Origin of the sequence: Streptomyces sp. NBC_01267, from assembly GCF_036241575.1 — a bacterium.
Lineage (GTDB): Bacteria > Actinomycetota > Actinomycetes > Streptomycetales > Streptomycetaceae > Streptomyces.
The window spans coordinates 2,451,105-2,475,028 of the sequence record NZ_CP108455.1 but is presented as its reverse complement, the minus strand read 5'-3'; the positions used below and the strand labels follow the sequence as shown (position 1 = coordinate 2,475,028).

Here is a 23,924-nt window from a genome sequence, read left to right as displayed (position 1 = left end):
GTGATCGCCGCTTGGCGGACTTCCGCCATACGCCACTGCGGACATACGGTGGCGAAACCTGGCAAGATCACCCCCTGTTCACCGGCCGGTCTAACCTCACGGAATGAACAAGGAGCTGAGGGTGGCGGCCTACGCCGTCTGCGTGCGCGACGAACAGATCCTGCTGGCCCGCTGGGTGGCACGGGACGGCGAGAAGCACTGGACGCTGCCCGGCGGCGGTATGGACCACGCCGAGGACCCCCTCGACACGGTCGTCCGCGAGGTCGACGAGGAGACCGGCTACGCCTGCGAGCCGGTCCGGCTCCTCGGCATCGACTCGATCACCCGGCACTACCCGCGCAGACTCGGCACCTTCGCGGACTTCCACGGGCTGCGCATCGTCTACGAGGGCCGGATCACCGGCGGCGAGCTGCGGCCCGAGACCGACGGCTCCACGGATCTCGCCGCCTGGCACCCGCTGGACGCGATCGACGACCTGGACCGGGTCGAACTGGTCGACGTGGGGCTGGCGTTGTGGCGCGAGCAGCCGCCGGTCGGACGGATCGGCCGCACCGCGGGGTGAGGACAGGACCGCGCGGCCGTGAGTGATCCCTGTGCGGTGATGGGCGCTGCCTGTTGCGGCCTCGTTCACGCGCAGGTCACGCCCGGTGCCAACCATCAAGGAGGAGCGGGGAATCCAGCCCCGCCGTCCGATGCGTTCGCACCCGGGGAGACCGCGCCATGTCACGCATACGCTCCGCAGCCGCCGCACTCGACCGCCGTACCTTCCTCGTCGCCACCGGAGCGGTCGGCGTCTCGGCCGGTGCCGCCGCGGCCCTGGGCACCGGCAGCGGCGCCTCGGCCGCCCCCGCTCCGGCCGAGGCGCCGGCGCCCGCCGTACCCGCCGCCGCCCGCCGGGCCCCCGCCCCGGCCGCGCCCTCGGGGGCCGGCACCACCCTGCTCACCGCGGCGACGCCCCGCACCGGCCACCCGGGCAGCGGTTACCGGCGGCTGGGAGACGGCCCCGGCTGGGCCCGCGTCGTACGCCCGCAGCTCGCCGCTCCCCGGGCGGGCCGCGCCACCCGGCGTACCGTACTCAGCGCCTTCGTGCAGCTGACCGATCTGCATCTCACCGACGTCCAGCACCCGGTACGCGGCGAGTTCCTGCGCCCCGCCGACCCCGCCGCCTGGCGCCCCCAGGAAGCCCTCACCGTGCCCGGCGCGGTCTCTCTGATCGAACGCGTCAACGCCCTGCGCGGCGGCCCCGCCACCGGCGAGCCGCTGGCCTTCGTGATGACCACCGGGGACAACACGGACAACAACTCGCGGGCCGAACTCGACTGGTTCCTCAATGTGATGAGCGGCGGGCGCATCACCCCCGACACCGGCGACCCGCACCGCTACGAAGGCGTACAGGCCTCGGGCCTCCGGCAGTTCTGGCACCCGGACGCCGCGCTGCGCGACATGGACAAGCAGCGCGGCTTCCCGCACATCGAGGGCTTCCTCGCGGCGGCCGTCCGGTCCGTCAACAGCCCCGGCCTGCGCATGCCCTGGTACTCGACCGTCGGCAACCACGACTCGCTCACCAGCGGCTCCATGGCACCCCGTGGCCGCTTCCTCGCCGACTTCGCGGTCGGCGGGCGGAAGCTGTACGAGATCCCGCAGGCGGAGGCGCGGGCGCAGCTCGCGGCCGACCAGAGGAACGGCGACTACGACGGCAGCCACTTCGCCGCCCTGATGCGCCGCCACGCCAAGAACCTGCGCCCCGTCACCCCGGACGAGACCCGCGCTCCCTTCACACCGCGCGAGTACCTGACCGCGCACCTCGACCCGGCGCACGCGGGGGCGGGCCCGGTGGGGCACGGCTACACGCGGGCCGACCTCGACAGCGGCACCCTCTACTACACGTTCCGCATCGCCGACGGCGTCCTGGGCGTCAGCCTGGACACCACCGGGCGCGGCGGCCACTTCACCGGCACCCTGGGCACCACCCAACTGCGCTGGCTGGAGCGGACGCTGAAGGACCACGCCGACGACCACGTCATCGTCTTCAGCCACCACAACAGCTGGACCATCACCAACACCCACCCCGACCCCGCCCACCCCGGCGACGGCCACCACTCCGGCGAGGAGGTCGTGGCGCTGCTGAAGCGCCACCGCAACGCGCTCGCCTGGATCAACGGCCACAGCCACCGCAACAAGATCCAGCCGCACGGCTCCTTCTGGGAGATCACCACCGCGTCGCACATCGACTTCCCCCAGCTCGCCCGGGTCTTCGAGCTGGTGGACAACAAGGACGGCACGCTCTCCCTCTTCACCACCCTCGTCGAGTCCGCGGCGCCGCACCGCACCGACTTCACCGATCTCTCGCAGACCGGGCTGGCCGCGCTCTACCGCGAACTGTCGTCCAACGCGCCGGGCGCCCGCACGGACCTCTCGGGCGGCGCGGGCGACCGCAACACCGAACTGGTCCTGAAGAAGCGCTGACCGCCCCCGCCGACGCGCCCCCGCGGACCGGCCCGACGGACCGGCCCGGCGGACCGGCCGGACGGACCGGCTCAGCGCGGCAGTACCGTCACATACGCCGCGGGCGCCCGGTCCGCCGCGGCCATCAGCGCGGTACGCACCACCGTGGCCTGCTGCGCGGGCGCCTCCCGCAGCTTCTTCGGCGTGAGGTGCACGACGGTGATGCCCAGCCGCTCCAGATGCTCCCGCTTACGGGCGTACGCGGACCGCAGCACCTCCTCCTCGCTCTGCGGCTCGCCGCCCGGCGGCCGGGTGTCCAGTTCCAGCGCCACCGCCTCCTCCGGCCAGTACACATCCACCCCGCCGAGCCTCGGCCCGCCGGGCAGCCGCAGCTCCACGTTCCACAGCGGGTCGGGCAGCCCGTGGTGGCGCACCATCGCGTACAGTCGGCCCTCGGCGATCGCCCGCCCCTCCGCCAGCAGCATGTCCACCGCCTGCGCCACCTGAGGCCGGGCGAGCAGCCGGGCCCGGATCAACTCGCCGACCACGACCGCAGGTTCGCAGTGCCCGCCGCGTACCGCCTCGGTCAGCAGCGCGCGCACCACTTCCGGGTCCGCGAGCACGGCGACCGCGTCGGCCAGCGCCCGCTCCACCGGGGCCACCGGCACGCCCTCGATCTGCTGCGCCACGGGCAGCGCCTGCGCGCGGACGATGCGGGCGCAGCCCGTCGAGCGCAGCCTGCGGGTGCGGGGCACCAGCACGTCGATCGGGTCGACGGCGATGAGCGCGGGAGCGGCCGAGAACCGGTACAGGGCGAGCGCCGCGAGGCCGGTGACCATGGTGCTGCCGTACTCGGACCGGTCCGCCGAACCGTCCTGCGCCGTGTCCTTGCGCGGCTGGCAGGGGATCTTCCCGGCCCGCTCCACGGGCGGCCGTCCGGCGTACAGCAGCGCCGCGTGCAGCCGCTCCTCACTCGTCGGGGGCCCCGGGTGCAGCACGAAGACCCCGGGCAGCAACTGCTGCCAGGGGCCTCCGGGCCGGCACTGCGCACTCGTACGGGCCGGGCTCACCCCGTGGTCGCGCAGCTGCGCCATCGAGAGCACCCGGCGGCGAACGCCGGAGAGGTGACCGAGGGAGGCGGGGGAGAGCGGCGGCGTCGTCTCTCCGCAGAGAGGGGAATGGTGAGTCATGATCCGGGGATTCCCGCGTTCCCCCCGCCCTCAACCGCTGTTACACAATCGTCGGCAAAACCGGACAACACCGGCCTAAAGTACGGGCGTTCGAGTGCCGAGCGAGCCGTCGCCCGAATGGTCCAGGCGACGGCTCACGGATGGAGCAGACGGCAGTTCTTCAGACAGTCGGAACCGCAGCCGATGCCGCGTCGCACGCCTGGCCGCGCAGCGAACGCGCCAGGTCGTCCCGCGCCTCCAGCACCAGGCGCCGCAGCGCGGGCGCCGCGTCCCGGTGCCCGTCCAGCCAGGCGTCCGTCGCGTCCAGCGTCGACGGGTCGTCCCGCAGCGCCGGGAAGAGGCCCCTGACCACCAGCATCCCGATCTGGATCGAACGCGTCGCCCACACACGTTCGATCGCCTCGAAGTACTTCGACGCGTACGGCGCGATCAGTTCACGCTGCGAGGCCTGCCGGAACCCCGAAATCGTCGCCTCGACCAGCGCGTTGGACAGCGTGTCGGACTCGACGAGCGCCGCCCAGGCCGCCGCCTTCACCTCCGCGGAGGGACGCGAGGCCAGCGCGCGCACCTCGTGCCGCTTGCCGGACGCCGTGTCGTCGCGGGCCAGTTCCGCCGCGACGACCCGCTCGTCGGCGATGCCGTGCGAGGCGAGCGGCGCCAGGAGTTCCCAGCGCAGCTCCTGGTCGACGTCGAGTCCGTCGACCCTCGCCGTGCCGTCGAGCAGACCCTGGAGCAGCTGGAAGTCGGAGTCCGTGGCCGCCACGGCCGCGAAGAACCGCGCCCAGGCCAGCTGGTGCTGGCTGCCCGGCTCGGCCAGCCGCAGCTCCCGCAGCGCGCCCTCGGCGAGCAGCGGCCCGCCCTGCGCACGCCACTCGGGCGCCACGTAGTTCTGCAGCGCGCTCTGCGTCCAGGAGTGCAGCATCTGCAGGACCCCGATGTCCGTCTCGCGCCCCGCGAAACGCAGCACCAGACCGATGAAGTCCCGGGCCGGCATCAGCGCGTCGCGGGTCAGGTTCCACAGCGCCGACCAGCAGAGGGCGCGGGCGAGCGGGTCGGTGATGTCACCGAGGTGGACGCGGAGCGTGTCCAGCGACCCCTCGTCGAACCGGATCTTGCAGTACGTGAGGTCGTCGTCGTTGACCAGCACCAGATCGGGCCGCTCCGCGCCGGTCAGCTCGGTCACGACCGTGCGCGGACCGTCGACGTCGGCCTCGGCGCGGGCGTAGCGCACCAGCTCGCCGCCGTCGAGCCGGTACAGGCCCACCGCGACCCGGTGCGGGCGCAGTTCGGGGTGCGACTCGGCCGCGTCCTGGACGACGGCCAGCTCCGTGATGCGGTCACCCGCGTCGTACGTCACCGCGGGCGTCAGGGAGTTGACCCCGGCCGTCTGGAGCCAGGACCGCGACCAGGACGCCATGTCCCGGCCGCTGGTCTCCTCCAGCACGGACAGCAGGTCGCCGAGCCGGGTGTTCCCGTACGCGTTCCGCTTGAAGTACCGGCGGGCACCCTCCAGGAAGGCGCCCTGCCCGACATGGGCGACCAGCTGCTTGAGCACCGAGGCGCCCTTGGCGTAGGTGATCCCGTCGAAGTTGAGCTTGGCGTCCTCCAGGTCACGGATGTCGGCCGTGATCGGGTGGGTGGAGGGCAGCTGGTCGGCGCGGTACGCCCACGACTTGCGGTTGTTGGCGAAGGTGATCCAGCCGTCGGTGAACCGGGTGGCGTTCACCATCGAGAACGCGCCCATGAAGTCGGCGAAGGACTCCTTCAGCCACAGGTCGTCCCACCAGGCCATGGTGACCAGGTCGCCGAACCACATGTGTGCCATCTCGTGCAGGATGACGTTGGCCCGGCCCTCGTACGCAGCGCGGGTCACCTTGCCGCGGAAGATGTACTCCTCACGGAAGGTCACCAGACCCGGGTTCTCCATCGCGCCGAGGTTGTACTCGGGGACGAAGGCCTGGTCGTACTTCCCGAAGGGGTACGGGTAGTCGAAGTGGTCGTGGAAGAAGTCGAGCCCCTGCTTGGTGATCAGGAAGATGTCGTCGGCGTCGAAGTGCCTGGCCAGGCCCTTGCGGCACATGGCGCCGAGCGGGATCTCCAGCTCGGTGCCGTCCGCGAAGGTCCGGCGGTAGGTGTCCGTGACGTAGTGGTACGGGCCGGCGACGACCGCGGTGATGTACGTCGAGATCGGCTGGGTCTGCGCGAAGCTCCACACCCCGTCGGTGAGCTCGCCGGCCCCGTTGCTCCACACCGTCCAGCCCTCGGGCGCGGACACCTCGAACTCGTAGGGCGCCTTCAGGTCCGGCTGTTCGAAGTTGGCGAAGACCCGGCGGGCGTCGGCGGGCTCGTACTGCGTGTACAGATAGACCTCGCCGTCCTCCGGGTCGACGAAGCGGTGCATGCCCTCGCCGGTCCGGCTGTACGCACACTGCGCGTCGACGACCAGCACGTTCTCCGCGGCGAGCCCGTCCAGCGCGATCCGGACCCCGTCGAAGACGACGGCCGGGTCCAGCGGCTTCCCGTTCAGCGTCACCGCGGTCACCGACGGTGCGATCAGATCGGCGAACGTGTCCGCGCCGACCTGCGAGGACCGGAACCGGATCGTGGTCACCGAGCGGAACGTACGGGGCTCGCCGTCCGGGCTGTCCCCGATCGCCGAGCGCAGGTCGAGGGCGACCGCGTACCCGTCGACGGAGATCAGTTCGGCCCGCTGGCGGGCTTCGTCGCGGGACAGGTTCTCACCGGGCACGGGCACTCCTTCGTGTATACGTTCCGTGATTCGAATCCTCCCACGGGGCGCTCGGCGGTGGCATCCGGGAATGGCCGCGCGACTCGGGACGTTCCGGGACCAGAGATCCGCGCCTTTCGAGGAGAGACATGTCCGAGAAGACCCCCGTCGACTTCTGGTTCGATCCGCTGTGCCCCTGGGCATGGATGACCTCCCGCTGGGTCCTCGAGGTCGAGAAGCTCCGGGACATCGAGGTCCGCTGGCACGTGATGAGTCTCGCGGTCCTCAACGAGGACCGGCTCGACGACCTGCCGGACGAATACCGCGAACTGCTCGCCGTCAAGGCCTGGGCCCCGGTGCGTGTGGTGATCGCCGCTCAGCAGCTGCACGGTGACGAGGTGGTCGGCAAGCTCTACACCGCGCTCGGCACCCGCTTCCACAACGAGGGCCAGGGGCCGACCCGCGAGGCCATCGCGGAGGCACTGGCCGAGGTGGGGCTGCCCGCGGACCTGCTCGACTACGCCGACCAGAGCCCGTTCGCCTACGAGGCCGAGCTGCGCGCCTCCCACAAGGAGGGCATCGACAAGGTCGGCCAGGACGTCGGCACCCCGGTCATCGCGGTCCCCGGCGCCGACGGCGAGCAGATCGCCTTCTTCGGACCGGTCGTCACCCCGGCGCCCAAGGGCGAGGAGGCGGCCAAGCTCTGGGACGGCACGCTGATGGTCGCCTCGATCCCCGGCTTCTACGAGATCAAGCGGACCCGCACCCAGGGCCCGGTCTTCGACTGACCCGGTTCCGCGCCGCACCCCTCACGCGAACAGCGGGCCCCCGCGAGTCACGTCCTCGCGGGGGCCTGCCGTTGTTACCGCCTGCGGGTGAAGGTGAGAAGACGATCACGAGCAGGACGTATCTCCGTGGTGGCTACGGCGTCACGGCGCCAGCAGCAGCACGTCGCCCCGGGCCTTGGCCGCGGCGTAACGCTTCGCCACGTCCTGCCAGTTGACGACCTTCCACATCGCCTCGATGAAGTCCACCTTCTGGTTCTTGTACTGGAGATAGAAGGCGTGCTCCCAGGCGTCGAAGACCAGGACCGGCACCGAGCCCTGGCCGACATTGCCCTGGTGGTCGTAGACCTGCTCGACGACGAGGCGGCCGCTGAGCGGCTCGTAGGCGAGCACGCCCCAGCCCGACCCCTGAGTGGTCGCCGCCGCCTTGGTGAGCTGGGCCTTGAACTTGGCGAAGGAACTGAAGGACTCGGTGATCGCGTCGGCGAGGTCACCGACCCCGTCCGCCGCGAGGGGCTCGCCGCCACCGTCGCCGGTCATGTTGTGCCAGTAGATCGAGTGCAGGATGTGCCCGGAGAGATGGAACGCGAGGTTCTTCTCCAGCCCGTTCACCGCTCCCCACTGATCCTTGTCCCGCGCTTCGGCGAGCTGGTCGAGGGTGTCGTTCGCGCCCTTCACGTACGCCGCGTGGTGCTTGTCGTGGTGCAACTCGATGATCTGCGGGTTGATGACCGGTTCGAGCGCCGCGTAGTCGTACGGAAGTTCAGGAAGTGTGTACATGGCCATGCCGTCCAAGCCCTCCGACTGCTTATTGCAACCTCTATGCAAGTGCAGGCTAGCAGCAGGAGTGTCGGAAGTCCGGGCGGGCATGCCGAAGGGGGCATGTCGTCGACATGCCCCCTTCGGTCGTCCCGGTCGTCCCGGACGGCTACCCGTGCCGCGCCCTCAACTCCCGTACGCCCGCGACCGCCAGCACCACCGCCGTCGCACCCAGCGACCACAACAGCTGCGGGCGGGCCGTGTCGTCGAACAGCATCAGGACGAACACGAGCCCGAGAACCCCCAGCGTGGCCCGGGTCAGCCAGGGGAACCCCCACATCCGCAGCTGCAGCAGCTCCGGGGTCTCCCGCTCGATCGTGCGGCGCAGCCGCAGCTGTGACGCCGCGATCAGCGCCCAGACGAACAGCAGCACCGCACCGACCGCGTTGAGCATGTAGAGGAAGACCGAGTCGGGCCACTCCAGATTGAGCAGGACCGACACGAACCCGAAGGCGACCGAGGCGAGCACCGCCCGGCGCGGCACCCCGCCGCTGACCTTGAGCAGCCCGCGCGGCGCCTCGCCCCGTTCGGCCAACGAGAAGATCATCCGGGACGAGCCGTACAGATTGGCGTTGAGCGCGGACAGCAGCGCCACGAACACCACGATGTTCATCAGGGTTCCCGCCGACGGCACGCCGATCGAGTCGAGCACGGTGACGTACGGCGAGAGCCCCGCCTGCTGCGCGGTCCAGGGCAGCACCGTCACGATGACCAGCATCGACCCGACGTAGAAGAAGAGGATCCGGAACACCGCACTGCGCACCGCACGTCCGACCGCGCGCGCCGGGTCGGAGGTCTCGGCCGCCGCGATCGTCACGACCTCCAGACCGCCGAACGCGAAGACGACGGTCAGCACACCGGAGACGACGCCGTGCCAGCCGTTGGGGAGGAAGCCGCCCTGCCCGGTCAGCCGGGTGAGCCCTACCGGGTCGGTGTCCGGGAGCACACCGAAGATCGCCAGCAGCCCGAGCGCGAGGAAGAGCACGATCGCGCCGACCTTCAGTGCCGCGAACCAGAACTCGAACTCGCCGAAGTTCCGTACCGCCGCGAGGTTGGCGACGGTGAAGACCACCATGAAGACCAGCACCCAGGCCCACTGCGGCACCCCGGGCACCCAGCCGTTGGCGATCTGCGCCGCCGCCGTGGCCTCCACCGCGAGGACGACCACCAGCAGGAACCAGTACAGCCACCCCGTGGTGAATCCGGCCCAGCGGCCCAGCGCCCGTTCCGCGTGCACCGAGAACGATCCGGACGCGGGCAGCGCGGACGACATCTCGCCGAGCATCCGCATCACCAGCAACGCCAGGACGCCCGCGATCAGATAGGAGAGGACGATGCCGGGGCCCGCGACCGCGATCCCGGCGCCGGAACCCACGAAGAGCCCGGCGCCGATCACCCCGCCCAGGCCCAGCATGGTCAGGTGGCGCTGCTTCAGCCCGGGGGAGAGGGGTTCCGCGGGGAGGGGGTCAGACATGGGGGTTCAACGCTCGCGATGCTCTGGACGATTTGGTGGGACCCAACAGTCTCCCCATCCGGCTGCCCGATGCGCAACGGAGGACTCTCCTGGTGGGCCTCCAGTGACAAGCATCACGCGGCAAGGCGGTTGAAGCGCCCTCCTTGTATGAAACCCACCAAACCCTCAACCTCCGCTTTGTCGGCCGCTGATGGTGATCGGCCGAAGGCCCCTGGGCTAACGTCACCCTGTCCCCACCTGCCCTCACCCGCGGAGTCCCGATGAGTACTGCTGCCGTCACCACCCGCCCCGGAGCGGTCCTCGCCGATCTGCTTCCGGCCACCCGTACCCGCGACATCGCGCTCGTGCTCGGCGGCGCCGCGCTCACCGGTATCGCCGCGCAGATCGCCGTGCCGATCCCCGGCTCCCCGGTCCCGGTCACCGGCCAGACCTTCGCCGCGCTGCTCGTGGGCGCCTCGCTCGGCGCGCGCCGCGGTTTCCTCTCCCTCGCGCTGTACGCCCTGGTGGGCATGGCCGGAATGCCGTGGTTCGCGAACGGCACCTCGGGCCCCGGCGGTGCCTCGTTCGGATACGTCCTGGGCATGCTGCTCGCCTCGTCCGTGGTCGGCGCGCTGGCCCGCCGCGGCGGCGACCGGTCCGTCCTGCGCACCGCGGGCACCATGGTGCTCGGCTCGGCGATCATCTACGCGGTCGGCGTCCCCTACCTGGCGCTGACCACCGGCCTGTCGGCCTCCGCGGCCGTCGCCGCCGGGCTGGTCCCGTTCCTCATCGGTGACGCGCTGAAGGCGGCCCTCGCGATGGGCGCGCTGCCGAGCGCCTGGAAGCTCGCGGGCCGCCGCGGCTGAACCGCCTCCGTAGGTACGGGGAAGGGCCCGCATCCGGTGATCCACCGGATGCGGGCCCTTCCCGTGTGCGCCGGGCGGCCGGACTCAGGGGCTGACGTCCGCCGCGCTCGGCGCCTCGGTCTTCCGCCGCCGGTCCCGCACCAGCGCGACCACCATGACCAGCGCGCCGACCAGCACCGAGAGCAGCATCTGCTTGCGCCCCTCGGTGTCGTACAGCATGTAGCCGACCACGAACAGGATCAGGCCGATCGTCGCCCAGGTCAGATACGGGTACAGCCACATCCGTACGGTCAGCAGCTCCGGGCTCTCCCGCTCGATCCTGCGGCGCATTTTCAACTGCGAGAAGCAGATGACCAGCCACACGAAGAGGGCCACCGCGCCCGAGGAGTTCAGCAGGAACTGGAAGACGGTGGCCTTGGCGATGTAGTTGAAGAACACCGCGACGAAGCCGAACGCGACGGACGCCCAGATGGCCACGGCGGGCACCCGGCCCTTGTTGACCGAGGCGAACGCCTTCGGCGCGTCACCGCGCTGGCCCAGCGAGAAGGCCATCCGGGAGGCCGTGTACAGACCGGAGTTGAGGCAGGAGAGCACCGCGGTCAGCACCACGACGTCCATGATCGTGCCCGCCCCGGGGATGTCCAGCGAGTCGAGCACCGCGACGTACGGGCTGGTCGAGACGGCCTTGGAGTCCCACGGCAGCAGCGTGACGATGACGAAGATCGAGCCGATGTAGAAGAGCGCGATCCGCCAGATCACGCTGTTGACCGCCTTGCGGACGGCCTGCACCGGGTTGGGCGACTCGGCGGCGGCCAGGGTCACGATCTCCGAGCCCATGAAGGAGAAGACGACCAGCAGCATCCCGGAGAGGATCGCGCCGGGCCCGTTCGGCAGGAATCCGCCGTGCCCGGTCAGATTGCTCATCCCGACCGCGTCACCGCCCGGCGGCAGACCGAAGACGGCGAGCAGGCCGATCACGATGAAGGCAATGATCGAGACGACCTTGATCCCGGCGAACCAGAATTCGAATTCACCGAAGGACCCGACCGAGACCAGGTTGGTGCCGGTCAGCACCAGCATCACCAGGAGCGCCCACGCCCACTGAGGTATCGCGGGGACCCACCCGGTCAGGATGGTCGCGGCGGCTGTCGCCTCGACCGCGAGGACCACCGCCCAGAAGAACCAGTAGAGCCAGCCGATGGTGAACCCCGCCCACCGGCCGAGCGCCCGGTCCGCGTACGTGGAGAACGACCCGGAGACCGGATCCGCCGCGGCCATCTCGCCCAGCATCCGCATCACCAGGACGACGAGCAGCCCGGTCAGCGCGTACGAGAGCAGAATGCCGGGGCCCGCGGCATTGATCCCGGCCCCCGAACCGACGAAGAGCCCCGCACCGATCACGCCGCCGATGGCGATCATCGAGAGATGGCGGTTCTTCAGGCCGGCCTGGAGTCCGTCCGGGGAGCCGCCGTCGGGCGATCTCTCAGCGACCCGCGAAGGAGGTGCAGCACTCATGCTCTCTGTCCTTAATTGTCGCGAACGGGTCACGCGATACGTGCCCCGACCAGGCGTCCCACCTACCCCACGTGCCACACTCGATGCATGCGCGTGCACCTCGGTTCCGATCATGCCGGTTACGAACTCAAGAACCACCTCGTCGAGTGGCTCACCGCCCAAGGCCATGAGGCCGTGGACTGCGGTCCCCACATCTACGACGCCGTGGACGACTACCCCCCGTTCTGCCTCCGGGCCGCCGAGCAGACGGCCGCGGACCCCGACAGCCTCGGCATCGTGATCGGCGGCTCCGGCAACGGGGAGCAGATCGCGGCCAACAAGGTCAAGGGCGTACGGGCGGTGCTGGCCTGGAGCGAGCAGACCGCCGCGCTCGGCCGTGAGCACAACGACGCCAACGTGATCTCCGTCGGCGGCCGGATGCACACGCAGGAGGAGGCGGTGAAGTTCATCGAGATCTTCCTCAACACCCCGTACTCCGGCGAGGAGCGCCACCAGCGCCGCATCGACATGCTCACCGCGTACGAGGCGACCGGCGAACTCCCGCCCGTTCCGGCCCACCACCCGAAGCCGCAGGACTGACCCTCCGTGCCCGAGGGCCACACGATCCACCGACTGGCCGCCGACCACTCCGAGAGGTTCGGCGGCCGGCCTGTGCGTGCGTCCAGCCCGCAGGGGAAGTTCTCCGGCAGCGCGGCGCTCGTCGACGGGCGGGTCATGGAGGCCACCGAGGCACACGGCAAGCACCTGTTCCTTGGCTTCGGCGCGAGCGGCTGGATCCATATCCACCTGGGCCTGATCGGCAAGCTGCGGTTCGGCGACACCCCGGCGCCGCCGCCCACCGAAACGGTCCGCCTCCGCCTCGTCAACGACGACGCGTACGCGGACCTGCGCGGCCCGGCCACCTGCGCCCTGATCACCGACGGCGAGAAGCAGGCGATTCACGACCGCCTGGGCCCCGACCCGCTCCGCCCCGAGGACTCCGCCGACCAGGCCTGGCCCCGGATCTCCCGCTCCCGTACGAGCGTGGCCGCCCTGCTCATGGACCAGAAGGTGATCGCGGGCGTCGGCAACGTCTACCGCGCCGAGGTCCTCTTCCGGCACGGCATCGACCCGTACCGGGCGGGCAAGGACCTGACCCGCGCCGAATGGGACGCGGTCTGGGCCGACCTCGTCGCCCTGATGCGCGAGGGCGTACGGAACAACCGCATCGACACCGTGCGCCCCGAGCACACCCCCGAGGAGATGGGCCGCGCGCCGCGGGTCGACGACCACGGCGGCGAGGTGTACGTCTACCGCCGGGCCGGCCTGCCCTGCCACCGGTGCGGCACCGAGATCCGCACCGCCCCGCTCGCCGCCCGCAACCTCTTCTGGTGCCCGGACTGCCAGCAGCGGTAGCCGGGCCCTCGCGTCAGAAGCCGTGCGGCAGCCACGGCGCGACGTCGGACCCGAAGGCGAGCGACGCCTCGGCCAGCGCACCGGGCCGCAGCTCCTGTACCAGCCCGGCACCCGCGAGCGCGGACAGCGCCGTCCCGCCGAGGTACGCGGCGCCCAACTCCTTGACGGACAGCGCGAGATCGGCCGCGTCGTCGGTCCGTACGCAGGACGCGCCCTTCGCGTCCCCGGTCAGCCGCCAATGCCCGCTGTTCCAGGGGCAGAAGACGTCCTCCACATCCAGCACCACGTCCACCGGCCGCTGATACGTACGGGCTTCGAGCGCGGCCCCGACGTCCACCAGCCGGACGTGCAGCGAGTCGCGCCGGGACAGCCCGCAACGCCTGACGTCGGAGACCAGCGACAGCCAGGGGTCGTCCACCGGCCGGTTCTGCACCCGCACGGTCGACGTCAGATCGACGTCGAAGAGGAAGCGCCACAGCGCCGCGTACGCCGCAGGATCCAGCGCCGCCATGTCCTTCAGCACGATCACGCCCTCGGGACCGGCCGCGTCCCACTCGGGCTTGTTGTGGAAGCGGACATAACCCACCACCTCGCCGTCCCGCTCGGCCACGACACACTGCAACCGCGAAGCACCCTCGCGCCCGGCGGGCGGGTCGAGGAGCGGCAACCGCTCCCAGCCCGGCAGCCGCGCGGGCATTCCGGGCCGCGAGCCGACCGACCGCAGATACACCGCCTCGCACTCCTCGGCGGCGTCCTCGGGCGGCGCGAACCGCAGCCGCACCGCGTCGGTGCCCCGCGGAACCGTCAGCTTCACCCGCGAGGTGTCGATCTCGGCCGTCAACTGCCAGGTGGCGGCGCCGTATCCGAACCGGCCGTAGATCTCGGGCTCCGAGGCGGTCAGCACGGCCAGCGGCTCACCCAGCGCCCGTACGTCGTCCAACTGCCGCCGCATCATGGAGGTCAGAATGCCGCGCCGCCGGTGCGTCGCCGCGACACTGACCATGGTCACGCCCGCCGCGGGTACGAACGCGCCCCCGGGAACCGAGAGCCGGAAGCTGAACGCCCCCGACGTCCCCACGCACCGGTCGCCGTCCCAGGCGCCGACGGACCGGTCGTACTCGGTGAGTTCCTCGAAGAGCCTGCGCTCCTCGGGAGATTCGTCGACCCCGCCGAAGGCGAGTTCCAACCCTGCATACCAGGTGCCCCAGTCTTCCCGGCGCAGTACCTTCAGCTCTGTACTCATGGGCCATGCCTACCAGCGCGGCCCACGTCGGGCGAGTCGATTTCGAACGCAATGTCATAGGGTCCCCCTGCACAGGACCCGCGTGGGTGGATAAGGTCCGGGCAATGGCCGGTGGCGTCGGAGAAGAATCAGTCACGGCCCGGATGCGGAAGTCCCTGCACCGGGCCCGCATCGGGCTGCGCAGATCAGGCGTCGACTACTTCAGGGGCGACGGCTCGGACTGGATCGCCCTGGCCGGGCTGATGCTGACCGTCCCGGCGCTCGCCTGCGGGACCGTCCTCACGCCCGTGTGGTGCTCCCCCTCGATCCTGGTCCTGCCCATCGTGGCCGGGGGACTGCTGCTGCGCCCCGCGAGCCTGCTCGCGCTGTACGCGGCGGCGGCTGCCGCCCTCATCGTCGAATCGGTCGCGCTCGGCCCGTACACCGACGGCACCGCCCAGGTCACCCCCGGCACGGTCCTCACGGTGGCCGCCTGCGGTCTCTTCGGCCTGCTCATCGCGCAGTTCCGCAGCCGGGTCGGGGTGCCGTGGCGGCGCGGCGGGACCATGCTCTTCGACCTGCGCGAACGCATCCGGGTGCAGAGCAAACTGCCCCGGCTGCCACAGGGCTGGCACCGCGAGATGGCGCTGCGCCCCGCAGGCGGCCAGTCCTTCTCGGGCGACTTCGTGGTGGCCGCACGCACCAGCGGCGGACGCACCCTGGAGGTCGTCCTCACGGACGTCTCGGGCAAGGGGATGGACGCGGGCTCCCGCGCCCTGCTGCTGTCGGGCGCGTTCGGCGGCCTGCTCGGCTCACTGCCGCCGCACGACTTCCTGCCGGCCGCCAACGGCTACCTCCTCCGCCAGGACTGGGACGAAGGATTCGCCACCTCGATCCACCTGGTCCTCGACCTGGACTCCGGCGACTACGAACTCCTCTCCGCGGGCCACCTCCCCGCGCTCCAGCTCCACGCGGGCAGTGGCCGCTGGGAGGAGAAGTCCGGCGAGGGCCCGCTGCTGGGTGTCTACGACGGCGCCGAGTTCGACCCGGCCAAGGGCTCGCTGGGCCCCGGTGACGTACTGATGCTCTTCACGGACGGCCTGGTCGAGGCCCCGGACCGGGACATCAGCGAGGGCATCGACCGGTTGTCGGGGGAGGCCGACCGGTATGTGCCGACCGGCTTCGAGGGCGCCGCGTGGCATCTGATCGAGGCGGTGGCGAAGGACGTGAACGACGACCGGGCGCTGCTGCTGATCTGCCGGGACGCGGATTCGGGGCCGATGCTCTGACGGTCGGGTCTTCTGAAGGCCTGGCCCGCTGCTCCGACGACCGGGTCTGCTGACGGCCGGATCTCCTGAGGGCCTGGTGGGGAGAACCCCACCCCGTATCCGCCAGCAGCCGCCATGGTTCCACCCACCCCGCTCTCCGTAGCGTCGAAGCCGTAGACATCGGGTGAAACGGAAGGCGGACAACATGGGGCTGCGACGCAGCAATCGGCAGGCCGGGCCGGACGACCCTCGTACAGCGGTCGTCCCGGGCACCGACTGGGCCGTGGAGCTGCGCGGCGTCCGCCGCAGGTACGGGCGCGGCAGCTCCGTCGTCCACGCCCTGCGCGGGATCGACCTCGCCCTCCCGCGTGCCGGTTTCACCGCGGTGATGGGCCCGTCAGGATCGGGCAAGTCGACGTTCCTCCAGTGCGCGGCGGGCCTCGACCGTCCCACCGAGGGCTCCGTACGGCTCGGCGGCACCGAGATCACCGGCATGAGCGAGAACAAGCTCACCGCCCTGCGCCGCTCCCGCATCGGCTTCGTCTTCCAGGCGTTCAACCTGCTGCCCTCGCTCACCGTCGAGCAGAACGTCCTGCTCCCGATGCGCCTCGCGGGTGTCCACCAGGACCGGGACCGGGCCGCCGGACTCCTCGCGAAGGTCGGCCTCGAAGGCAAGGGCAAGCGCCGCCCCGGCGAACTCTCCGGCGGTCAGCAGCAGCGCGTCGCCATCGCCCGCGCGCTCGTCACCGAGCCGGACGTCGTCTTCGCCGACGAGCCGACCGGCGCCCTGGACACCACCACGGCGGCCGAGGTGCTGAACCTGCTGCGCGGCGCGGTCGACACCCTCGGCGCGACGGTCGTGATGGTGACCCACGACCCGGCAGCCGCCGCCTACGCGGACAGCGTCCTCTTCCTGGCGGACGGCGAGATCGCCGACAGCCTGCCGCGCGCGTCCGCCACGCAGATCGCGGCGCGCATGAAGGCCCTGACCGCGCCGGTGTACGCGGGGGCCGCAGCGTGATGTCCCGCACCCCCAACGGTCTCGCCCGCGCGGCCATCCGCTTCCGCCCCTCCGGTTTCGCCGGCACCTTCATCGCGCTGATGGCAGCCGCGCTGATCGTCTCCGCCTGCGGAATCCTGCTGCAGACCGGAGTACTGGCCACCGTCCCGCCCGCACGGTACGCGGGCGCCCCCGTGGTCGCCGCCGCCGACCAGCAGTCGCACGTCAAGGCCACGCAGTCGCCGGTCCCGGACAGGGCACGACTCGACAACGCCCTGGTACGGAAGGCCGCTTCGGTCCCCGGCGCCGCGAAGGCGATCCCCGACCTCACCTTTCCGGTCCACCGGACCGCAGCCGCAGCGGACCGCACGGCCGGCCCGCTGACCGCCCACGGCTGGGGCTCCACCGCCTTCACCGGCACCCGGCTGTCGGCGGGCGCCGCACCCCGTACCGGCGAAGTGGTGATGGGGGCGGACGCCGCGGTCGGTGACCGGATCACGCTCGACACGGCAGCGGGGGAGCGGGAGTTCACCGTTTCCGGCCTCACCGACGCAGCCGGCACCGTCTGGTTCGGTGACGCGCAGGCGCAGTCGCTCTCCGGCCACCCCGGCCGGGTCGACGCCATCGTCGTCCTGCCCCGGCCCGGGACCACCACCGACGCCCTCGCCGACCAGGTCGGACACGCCCTGGGCACGCAGGCCCAGGTCCGTACCGGCACCGACCGGGGCGCCGTCGAGGACCCCACCCTGGCGTACGCCAAGGAGGCCCTCACCGGCATCGGCGGCTCCTTCGGCGGCATCGCCACCCTGGTGGCGATCTTCACCGCGGCCGGTACGGTCGCTCTCTCCGTAGGCCAGCGCCGTCGGGAGTTCGCCCTGCTGCGGGCGATCGGCGCGACCCCGCGCCAGCTCCGGCGCACCGTCGCCACCGAGGCCCTGCTGGTCGCGCCGGTCGCGGGTGCGCTGGGCTGCCTGCCCGGCATCGCCCTGGCGTCCTGGTGGTTCGGGCAGCTGAAGGAGAAGGGCGCAATTCCGCAGGCCGTCGAACTGACCGTGTCCTGGCTCCCGCTCACCGTCGCCACCGGCGCCGCCTGCGTCACCGCGCTGCTGGCGGGCTACTGCGCGGCGCGCCGTCCCTCGAAGATCAAGCCGGGGCTGGCGCTGGCCGAGTCCGCCGTGGAGCGGCTGCGCCCGGGACTGATCCGGACGCCGCTGGGCGTCGCGGCGCTCGTCGGAGGCTTCGTCCTCGCCGGGCTGGCCGCATCGGAGTCGGGGGAGAACGCGGCCAACACCGCACTCGGTGTGGTCATGCTCTTCATGCTGGCGGTGGCCCTGCTCGGCCCGCTGATCGCCCGGCTCTGCGCGGGGCTCATCGGCTTCCCGCTCCGCGCGGGCGGCGCCGCGGCCTCGCTGGCCGCGGCCAATTCCCGTACCCATGCCCGCAGGCTCTCCTCCGCCATCACCCCGATCGTCCTCGCGATGGCCTTCTCGTCGGTGCTGGTCTTCATGCACACCAGCGAGGACCGGGTGGCGGCCCACCAGCTGCGGGACGGCATCACCGCCGATCACGTCGTCTCGGCGCCCGCGGGCCTGCCGTCCGGCGCGGTGGACCGGGCGAAGTCGACCGCAGGCGTGTCCACGGCCGTCTCCGTGCTGCACACCTCCGTACTGGTACCGATCGGCTCGGGCGACGGCGCCTACCTGGAGAGCGCGTCGGCGCAGGGCGTCTCCGGCCGGGGCCACGACCTGGCCAGGGTCCAGGACCTCGGTGTGCGCGCCGGATCGCTGGACGCGCTGGGCCACGGCACGGTGGCGGTCGACGCCTCCCTCGCCGCCGCGGCCCACGTACGGACCGGCGACCGCCTGCACCTGCGCCTGCCGGACGGCACCCCGGCGGCCCCCCGGGTCGTCGCGGTGTACGGCCGGGGCATCGGCCTGCCCCAGCTGACGCTCCCGCAGGCGGAGTTGACCGCGCACGTCACCTCGCCGTTCGCGACGGAACTCCTCGTACGGTCGTCCACGCGGGCAGCGGCCGGGCTCGCGGGGCTGGGCCAGGTCACCACCAAGGACGGCTACGCCACGGCGCAGGGTCTCGACCGGCAGCTGAACGCCTGGGCCAACACCACCATGGCGGTGGTACTCGGCGGGTTCGCCGCGGTCGCCGCGGCCAACACCCTGGTGATGACGGTTCTCGACCGCCGCCGTGAACTCTCCGTGCTCCGGCTGATCGGCTCCACCCGCCGCCAGGTCATGGGCATGATCCGCTGGGAGGCCCTGCTGGTCGCGCTGGCCGGGATCGCGCTCGGCACCGCGATCGCGCTCGCGACGCTGATCCCGATGATGAAGGGCCTCACCGGAGAGGGCCCGTACATCCCACCGCTGGTGTACGGATCGTTCGCCGCGGGCGTGGTGGCCCTGGGCCTGACGTCGACACTGCTCCCGGCCAGGGCGGTCGTCCGCCGCTGAAGCGTGGTCCAGGAGGTCTGCCAACGGCACACGCCCCGCCCGACGGGTTTCCGTCGGACGGGGCGTGTGCCGTGCGCATGCTGGTTCGGCTCGCGGATCAGGCGGGGACCTTCTCGCGCTCACGGGCGGTCGCCACCGGGTCGGGCCGGAAGGCCCACTTCATCTCGGGCTCGGTCACGAAGCGCATCACCCGCCGTACCGGCGGAGTGCAGAAGAGCGTCACGGCCGCTGCCATGAACAGGGTCGAGAACACCTCGCCGAGCGGGCTCTTCAGCCAGCTGAAGTCGTCGATCCAGCCGGCGTACTCGATGGTCTTGATCAGCAGTCCGTGCAGCAGATAGCCGCAGAGCGTGCCCGCGCCCAACGCGGTGAACCAGGTCCTGCCCCGCGGCACCAAGGCCAGGAAGCAGGCGGTCAGCACCAGCGAGCAGGCGGTGAGACCGAGAGCCATGACGACCCCTTCCCACCACGAGACGCCCAGCTCCTGGGCGCTGGTGCCCCGGTAGAACCAGTTGAGCGTCATCCGGGGCGCCGCCCAGTACGCGAACACCAGCGTGGCGAGCATGACCGGCACGGCCACCAGCCGCGCACCGCGGCGCTGCACCAGCTGGAAGTGTTCGGGCTTCAGCTTCAGGCCCAGGACGAAGAACGGCAGGAACTGCAGGACCCGCTGGAGATCCAGGTCGTCGCCGATGTTCGGCGTGATCGCCGCGAGCACCGCGATCACGAGTGAAATGGTCATCGGATAGCGCAGATTGCGCCAGATCGGTGTGGTCAGCCGCCAGATGAAGAGGGCGATCAGGAACCAGGTCAGGTAGTACGGGTCGAGCAGGCTGATCTCGTGCGAGGGGTCGTTGTTGCCCCACTTCTCGTAGAGCGAGTACGTGGTCTCGAAGACCACGTACGGCACGACGACGCCCGTCACCAGCCGGCGCAGCCGGTCCGGCCGCATGTCGAAACTGCGGGAGAAATATCCCGAGATGACGATGAATGCGGGCATGTGGAAGGTGTAGACGAACATGTAGAGGGCCCTGGTGGTACGGCTGCCGTCCATCAGGGGTTCCCATGCGTGTGCCGTGGCCACGAGCACGATGGCCAGGAACTTCGCGTTGTCGAAGAGCGCGTCACGCTGCTTCTTGGCGCCCGGGGCGGCCGTCTGTGCGGGGGCTGTGCCGGGTCTCTGTGGCGACTGTGAAGAGGTGGGGGGTTCGAGTTCCGTCTCCCGCGCCAGGGGGAGTGGGGCCCGCTGATATCCGTGTGGAGCGTGAACCATTCGAGGAACCCTAGCGTCGCATGAGGGATTCCGTAAAACCCTCTCCGATGGGTGTGATATTCGCAGTACAGGTACCCCGGTAAATAATCTTTACGCGCCGATCTTATGTGCCCATATGGGTGTTCTGATCGCCTCAAACTGGTACATAGTGCCAGCTTTCTGTGCATGATTGCGGCCGGATTCCGCGTTATCAGAATCACCTGTGAATGAAATGTGTGGACAGTGGAACGATCTTTTCGAATTTGTTCGTGAGAGTGACGGGGCGCACAGTCCGGAAATTGCCCCCGGGGGCGCGGGCGGTGCCTGTGAGCCGGGCGCGGGCGCCGTCCGCGCGGGGTGCGCGGGATGGCGCGATCTGATCGGCGGCGTTTCGTCAGCAGGCAACAAGCACAGGCTGGTTGGTGGCACGATGGAGCTCGCGGAAGAGTGCTGGAGCGGCACCGTTCCCGGCCGGCAAGGCGGACCGACCAAAGGTGTGATCAGTTGTGGCCATTTCACTGTCAGTGGTGCTGCTGTTGGCGATCGTCCTTGTGGTGTTGATCCGCAGTGGATCCATCAAACCGGGACCAGCGGTCGTCGCCGCGCTCTTCGGCTTCTTCGTGGCATCGACGGGCATGGCCCCGTCGATCAACAGGTTCCTCAACTCGATAGCCGACACGATCAACCAGATCAAGTTCTAGGCAGGACGTTCCGGGACACGACAACGGCCCGGCCGGTGAACGGACTCACCGGCCGGGCCGTTGTTCTGTGGAGCGGGCGACGGGAATCGAACCCGCGTAGCTAGTTTGGAAGACTAGGGCTCTACCATTGAGCTACGCCCGCAGGCGCCGCAGGCCGGAACGACCGCGGCGACGAGAAGCATCGTAGCGGGTCGGACCCGGTCGGTGCACACCGGTACCGCGCCGCCGCTCGCCACCGCTCCCGTGGCGCGTGAAATGCGGCCACGGCGTCACGTGCGGCCATGTACCCTACGTCTCGCACCGACGGGGTGTGGCGCAGCTTGGTAGCGCGTCCGCTTTGGGAGCGGAAGGTCGTCGGTTCGAATCCGGCCACCCCGACCATCAGCAAGATCGCATTGTGGGTCTCCTCCTGCTTGCCGTTACTATGCAAGCTGTGTGCCCGCGTGTCTCTAACCGGGCAGAGATTCTGAAGTCAGCCCCCAAGGAGACCGAACCGTGAAGAGCGCCGTGGAGACCCTGAATCCGACTCGGGTTCGGCTCAGCATCGAGGTGCCCTTCGAGGAGCTCAAGGACAGCCTCGACGCGGCGTACAAGAAGATCAACGAGCAGGTCACGGTGAAGGGCTTCCGTAAGGGCAAGATCCCGAACCGTGTCATCGACCAGCGCTTCGGCCGCGGCGCCGTCCTGGAGGAGGCCGTCAACGACGCCCTCCCGAAGTACTACACCGAGGCCGTCAACGAGGGTGAGCTGAATGTCCTCGGCCAGCCCGAGGTCGACATCACCGAGCTCAAGGACGGCGAGCTGCTCGCCTTCACTGCCGAGGTCGACGTCCGGCCCGAGATCGAGATCCCGGACTACTCCGGCATCGAGGTCGAGGTCGACGCGGTCGAGGTCAGCGACGAGGACGTCGACAAGGCCGTCGAGGAGCTGCGTGGCCGCTTCGCGTCCACCAACCCCGTCGAGCGCGCCGCCGCCGACGGTGACGTCGTCACGATCGACCTGGAGGCCAAGGTCGACGGTGAGGTCCTGGAGGACGGCGTGGCCGAGGGTGTTTCGTACACCATCGGTTCCGGTGAGCTGCTCGACGGTATCGACGAGGCCGTGATCGGTCTGGAGGCGGGTGGCGAGGCCACCTTCACCTCCGAGCTCAAGGGCGGCTCCGCCGAGGGCAAGCCGGCCGAGGTCACCGTCAAGGTCACCGCGGTCGCCGCTCGTGAACTTCCCGGCCTGGACGACGACTTCGCGCAGCTGGCGAGCGAGTTCGACACGCTGGACGAGCTCAAGGCCGACAGCCGCAAGCGCCTCGAGAACACCAAGCAGTACGACCAGGCCACCCAGGCCCAGGAGCGCGTCCTCGACGAGCTGCTGAAGCTGGCGGAGGTCCCGATCCCCGAGAAGCTCCTCGAGGACGAGATCAACACCCGCAAGCACAACCTGGAGCACCACCAGCTCGGCCAGATGGGCCTCGACCTCGCCAAGTACCTGGAGATCCAGGGCAAGACCGAGGAAGAGTTCACCGCTGAGACCAAGGAGCAGGCGGAGAAGGGCATCAAGACCCAGTTCATCCTCGACGAGCTGGTCAACAAGGAGAAGCTGAACGTCAACCAGGAGGAGCTCACCGAGCACCTCATGCGGCGTGCCGCTTCCTCCGGCATGAGCCCCGACCAGTTCGCCCAGGCGGTCGTCGAGGGTGGCCAGGTCCCGATGCTGGTCGGCGAGGTCGCCCGCGGCAAGGCGCTCGCGGTGGTCGTCGAGGCCGCCAAGGTCAAGGACACCAACGGTGAGATCGTCGACCTGAGCGACGACGACGAAGAGGCCGAGGCCGCCGCCGAGACCGTCGAGGCCGTCACCGACGGCGCGTCGGACGAGGCTGCCGACGAGGCCAAGAGGGAGTCCTGAGCCGCTGTTCGATGCCGGCCGGGGGTTGATCTGACCCCGGCCGAATCCCATCTCGATCGAAGGGTCCGGGCGTACTGCACGTCCGGACCCTTCGTCGTACGCACGCACATGGCCCGTACCTTGCGCTCCGAGCGAACAGTTCGGGAAGCGGGATGGCGTTGTCCTACCTGCGCGTTAGGGTCCATGAAGAGGAGAGCACGGGAGTAGCCAACCCCCCGGACTCCTGCTGGTACAAGACGCTGAGACGGCCGGAGCCGTCAGAGACGAGCAGGTGGATACGTGACGAATCTGATGCCCTACGCCGCCGGCGAGCCCAACATCGGTGGCGGCCTCGGCGACCAGGTCTACAACCGACTGCTCGGAGAGCGGATCATCTTCCTCGGCCAGCAGGTCGACGACGAGATCGCGAACAAGATCACCGCGCAGCTGCTGCTCCTTGCCGCTGACCCGGAGAAGGACATCTTCCTCTACATCAACAGCCCCGGCGGCTCGGTGACGGCGGGCATGGCGGTCTACGACACCATGCAGTACATCCCGAACGACGTGGTCACCATCGGTATGGGCCTCGCTGCCTCGATGGGCCAGTTCCTGCTGACCGGCGGCACCGCGGGCAAGCGCTTCGCGCTCCCGAACACCGACATCCTGATGCACCAGGGGTCGGCCGGCCTCGGCGGCACCGCCTCGGACATCAAGATCCAGGCCGAGCAGCTGCTGCGCACGAAGAAGCGCATGGCGGAGATCACCGCCCTGCACTCCGGCCAGACCGTCGATGCGATCATCCGCGACGGTGACCGCGACCGCTGGTACACGGCGGAGGAGGCCAAGGACTACGGCCTCATCGACGAGATCATCTCCTCTGCCTCGGGCGTTCCGGGCGGCGGCGGCACCGGCGCCTGAAGCTCCGCGTCCCTGCCTCCGAAC

General features: G+C 70.4%; 19 protein-coding genes and 2 tRNA genes. 13 read left to right on the top strand and 8 right to left on the bottom strand.

Annotated elements, in window-relative coordinates; all coding sequences use genetic code 11:
* Positions 1–103: 103 nt before the first annotated feature.
* Entirely contained in the window at positions 104–562 is a 459-nt protein-coding gene (locus OG709_RS11350) for an NUDIX hydrolase (protein WP_326694895.1), read from the top strand.
* A 158-nt stretch (positions 563–720) separates the two neighbouring features.
* Positions 721–2,466, top strand: coding sequence for a TIGR03767 family metallophosphoesterase (locus OG709_RS11345; RefSeq protein WP_329165887.1), 1,746 nt, complete (start codon positions 721–723; stop codon positions 2,464–2,466).
* A 71-nt stretch (positions 2,467–2,537) separates the two neighbouring features.
* Here OG709_RS11345 and OG709_RS11340 read toward each other — a convergent pair whose 3' ends face one another.
* Together OG709_RS11340 and pepN are read right to left on the bottom strand one after the other, a co-directional pair.
* On the bottom strand, positions 2,538–3,635 hold the full coding sequence (locus tag OG709_RS11340) for a hypothetical protein (protein ID WP_329165885.1): 1,098 nt from the start codon (positions 3,633–3,635) through the stop codon (positions 2,538–2,540).
* 160 nt (positions 3,636–3,795) lie between these two features.
* Positions 3,796–6,384, bottom strand: a complete 2,589-nt coding sequence (pepN, locus tag OG709_RS11335; protein ID WP_329165883.1) for an aminopeptidase N — start codon at positions 6,382–6,384, stop codon at positions 3,796–3,798.
* A 128-nt stretch (positions 6,385–6,512) separates the two neighbouring features.
* On the opposite strand from pepN, the gene OG709_RS11330 reads away from it, so the two are divergent.
* Positions 6,513–7,151: a mycothiol-dependent nitroreductase Rv2466c family protein gene (locus OG709_RS11330; protein ID WP_326694896.1), complete on the top strand. Its 639-nt coding sequence runs from the start codon at positions 6,513–6,515 to the stop codon at positions 7,149–7,151.
* A gap of 141 nt (positions 7,152–7,292) precedes the next feature.
* Here the strand turns inward: OG709_RS11330 and OG709_RS11325 are convergent, their stop codons facing one another.
* Both OG709_RS11325 and OG709_RS11320 read right to left on the bottom strand, forming a co-directional pair.
* The gene (locus OG709_RS11325) at positions 7,293–7,934 is read right to left on the bottom strand and encodes a superoxide dismutase (protein ID WP_329165879.1); all 642 of its coding nucleotides are present in this window, start codon (positions 7,932–7,934) and stop codon (positions 7,293–7,295) included.
* A gap of 142 nt (positions 7,935–8,076) precedes the next feature.
* Positions 8,077–9,441, bottom strand: coding sequence for an amino acid permease (locus OG709_RS11320; protein ID WP_329165877.1), 1,365 nt, complete (start codon positions 9,439–9,441; stop codon positions 8,077–8,079).
* A 260-nt stretch (positions 9,442–9,701) separates the two neighbouring features.
* On the opposite strand from OG709_RS11320, the gene OG709_RS11315 reads away from it, so the two are divergent.
* Complete coding sequence (locus OG709_RS11315; RefSeq protein WP_329165876.1) at positions 9,702–10,286, top strand: biotin transporter BioY; 585 nt, start codon at positions 9,702–9,704, stop codon at positions 10,284–10,286.
* 84 nt (positions 10,287–10,370) lie between these two features.
* Here the strand turns inward: OG709_RS11315 and OG709_RS11310 are convergent, their stop codons facing one another.
* Positions 10,371–11,801, bottom strand: a complete 1,431-nt coding sequence (locus OG709_RS11310; RefSeq protein ID WP_250298444.1) for an amino acid permease — start codon at positions 11,799–11,801, stop codon at positions 10,371–10,373.
* A gap of 87 nt (positions 11,802–11,888) precedes the next feature.
* Here OG709_RS11310 and OG709_RS11305 point away from each other — a divergent pair, with 87 nt between their 5' ends.
* Together OG709_RS11305 and OG709_RS11300 are read left to right on the top strand one after the other, a co-directional pair.
* Complete coding sequence (locus tag OG709_RS11305; RefSeq protein ID WP_250298443.1) at positions 11,889–12,380, top strand: ribose-5-phosphate isomerase; 492 nt, start codon at positions 11,889–11,891, stop codon at positions 12,378–12,380.
* 6 nt (positions 12,381–12,386) lie between these two features.
* The gene (locus OG709_RS11300) at positions 12,387–13,196 is read left to right on the top strand and encodes an Fpg/Nei family DNA glycosylase (RefSeq protein ID WP_250298442.1); all 810 of its coding nucleotides are present in this window, start codon (positions 12,387–12,389) and stop codon (positions 13,194–13,196) included.
* A 13-nt stretch (positions 13,197–13,209) separates the two neighbouring features.
* Here the strand turns inward: OG709_RS11300 and OG709_RS11295 are convergent, their stop codons facing one another.
* Positions 13,210–14,439 (bottom strand): GNAT family N-acetyltransferase, encoded by a 1,230-nt coding sequence (locus OG709_RS11295; RefSeq protein ID WP_250298441.1) that lies wholly within the window; start codon positions 14,437–14,439, stop codon positions 13,210–13,212.
* 104 nt (positions 14,440–14,543) lie between these two features.
* Here OG709_RS11295 and OG709_RS11290 point away from each other — a divergent pair, with 104 nt between their 5' ends.
* The 3 genes from OG709_RS11290 (at position 14,544) to OG709_RS11280 (ending at position 19,151) form a co-directional block, all read left to right on the top strand.
* On the top strand, positions 14,544–15,707 hold the full coding sequence (locus tag OG709_RS11290; RefSeq protein ID WP_250298440.1) for a PP2C family protein-serine/threonine phosphatase: 1,164 nt from the start codon (positions 14,544–14,546) through the stop codon (positions 15,705–15,707).
* 184 nt (positions 15,708–15,891) lie between these two features.
* Positions 15,892–16,707 (top strand): ABC transporter ATP-binding protein, encoded by an 816-nt coding sequence (locus OG709_RS11285; RefSeq protein ID WP_250298439.1) that lies wholly within the window; start codon positions 15,892–15,894, stop codon positions 16,705–16,707.
* Positions 16,707–19,151, top strand: coding sequence for an ABC transporter permease (locus tag OG709_RS11280; protein ID WP_266643182.1), 2,445 nt, complete (start codon positions 16,707–16,709; stop codon positions 19,149–19,151). Before OG709_RS11285 ends, OG709_RS11280 begins: the two co-directional genes overlap by 1 nt.
* A gap of 97 nt (positions 19,152–19,248) precedes the next feature.
* Here OG709_RS11280 and OG709_RS11275 read toward each other — a convergent pair whose 3' ends face one another.
* Positions 19,249–20,424 carry an acyltransferase family protein gene (locus OG709_RS11275; RefSeq protein ID WP_250298437.1) on the bottom strand — a complete coding sequence of 392 codons (1,176 nt, stop codon included), beginning with the start codon at positions 20,422–20,424 and terminating at the stop codon, positions 19,249–19,251.
* A gap of 485 nt (positions 20,425–20,909) precedes the next feature.
* Between OG709_RS11275 and OG709_RS11270 the strand changes: the two genes are divergently transcribed.
* Positions 20,910–21,104: a hypothetical protein gene (locus OG709_RS11270; RefSeq protein WP_250298436.1), complete on the top strand. Its 195-nt coding sequence runs from the start codon at positions 20,910–20,912 to the stop codon at positions 21,102–21,104.
* A gap of 68 nt (positions 21,105–21,172) precedes the next feature.
* Here the strand turns inward: OG709_RS11270 and OG709_RS11265 are convergent.
* Positions 21,173–21,246 (bottom strand) — tRNA-Gly (locus OG709_RS11265).
* Positions 21,247–21,408: 162 nt separating this feature from the next.
* Between OG709_RS11265 and OG709_RS11260 the strand changes: the two genes are divergently transcribed.
* The 3 genes from OG709_RS11260 (at position 21,409) to OG709_RS11250 (ending at position 23,900) form a co-directional block, all read left to right on the top strand.
* Positions 21,409–21,485: transfer RNA gene (locus tag OG709_RS11260), tRNA-Pro, on the top strand.
* A 114-nt stretch (positions 21,486–21,599) separates the two neighbouring features.
* Positions 21,600–23,003 (top strand): trigger factor, encoded by a 1,404-nt coding sequence (tig, locus tag OG709_RS11255; protein WP_329165870.1) that lies wholly within the window; start codon positions 21,600–21,602, stop codon positions 23,001–23,003.
* A 291-nt stretch (positions 23,004–23,294) separates the two neighbouring features.
* Entirely contained in the window at positions 23,295–23,900 is a 606-nt protein-coding gene (locus OG709_RS11250) for an ATP-dependent Clp protease proteolytic subunit (protein WP_329169094.1), read from the top strand.
* Positions 23,901–23,924: the final 24 nt, after the last annotated feature.

Excerpts from the sequence above, each read along its gene's own strand:
- OG709_RS11350 (WP_326694895.1), top strand. The coding sequence starts at position 104 with ATGAACAAGGAGCTGAGGGTGGCGGCCTACGCCGTCTGCGTGCGCGAC.
- OG709_RS11345 (WP_329165887.1), top strand. The coding sequence starts at position 721 with ATGTCACGCATACGCTCCGCAGCCGCCGCACTCGACCGCCGTACCTTC.
- OG709_RS11340 (WP_329165885.1), bottom strand. The coding sequence starts at position 3,635 with ATGACTCACCATTCCCCTCTCTGCGGAGAGACGACGCCGCCGCTCTCC.
- OG709_RS11330 (WP_326694896.1), top strand. The coding sequence starts at position 6,513 with ATGTCCGAGAAGACCCCCGTCGACTTCTGGTTCGATCCGCTGTGCCCC.
- OG709_RS11325 (WP_329165879.1), bottom strand. The coding sequence starts at position 7,934 with ATGGCCATGTACACACTTCCTGAACTTCCGTACGACTACGCGGCGCTC.
- OG709_RS11320 (WP_329165877.1), bottom strand. The coding sequence starts at position 9,441 with ATGTCTGACCCCCTCCCCGCGGAACCCCTCTCCCCCGGGCTGAAGCAG.
- OG709_RS11315 (WP_329165876.1), top strand. The coding sequence starts at position 9,702 with ATGAGTACTGCTGCCGTCACCACCCGCCCCGGAGCGGTCCTCGCCGAT.
- OG709_RS11310 (WP_250298444.1), bottom strand. The coding sequence starts at position 11,801 with ATGAGTGCTGCACCTCCTTCGCGGGTCGCTGAGAGATCGCCCGACGGC.
- OG709_RS11305 (WP_250298443.1), top strand. The coding sequence starts at position 11,889 with ATGCGCGTGCACCTCGGTTCCGATCATGCCGGTTACGAACTCAAGAAC.
- OG709_RS11295 (WP_250298441.1), bottom strand. The coding sequence starts at position 14,439 with ATGAGTACAGAGCTGAAGGTACTGCGCCGGGAAGACTGGGGCACCTGG.
- OG709_RS11290 (WP_250298440.1), top strand. The coding sequence starts at position 14,544 with ATGGCCGGTGGCGTCGGAGAAGAATCAGTCACGGCCCGGATGCGGAAG.
- OG709_RS11285 (WP_250298439.1), top strand. The coding sequence starts at position 15,892 with ATGGGGCTGCGACGCAGCAATCGGCAGGCCGGGCCGGACGACCCTCGT.
- OG709_RS11280 (WP_266643182.1), top strand. The coding sequence starts at position 16,707 with ATGTCCCGCACCCCCAACGGTCTCGCCCGCGCGGCCATCCGCTTCCGC.
- OG709_RS11275 (WP_250298437.1), bottom strand. The coding sequence starts at position 20,424 with ATGGTTCACGCTCCACACGGATATCAGCGGGCCCCACTCCCCCTGGCG.
- OG709_RS11250 (WP_329169094.1), top strand. The coding sequence starts at position 23,295 with ATGCCCTACGCCGCCGGCGAGCCCAACATCGGTGGCGGCCTCGGCGAC.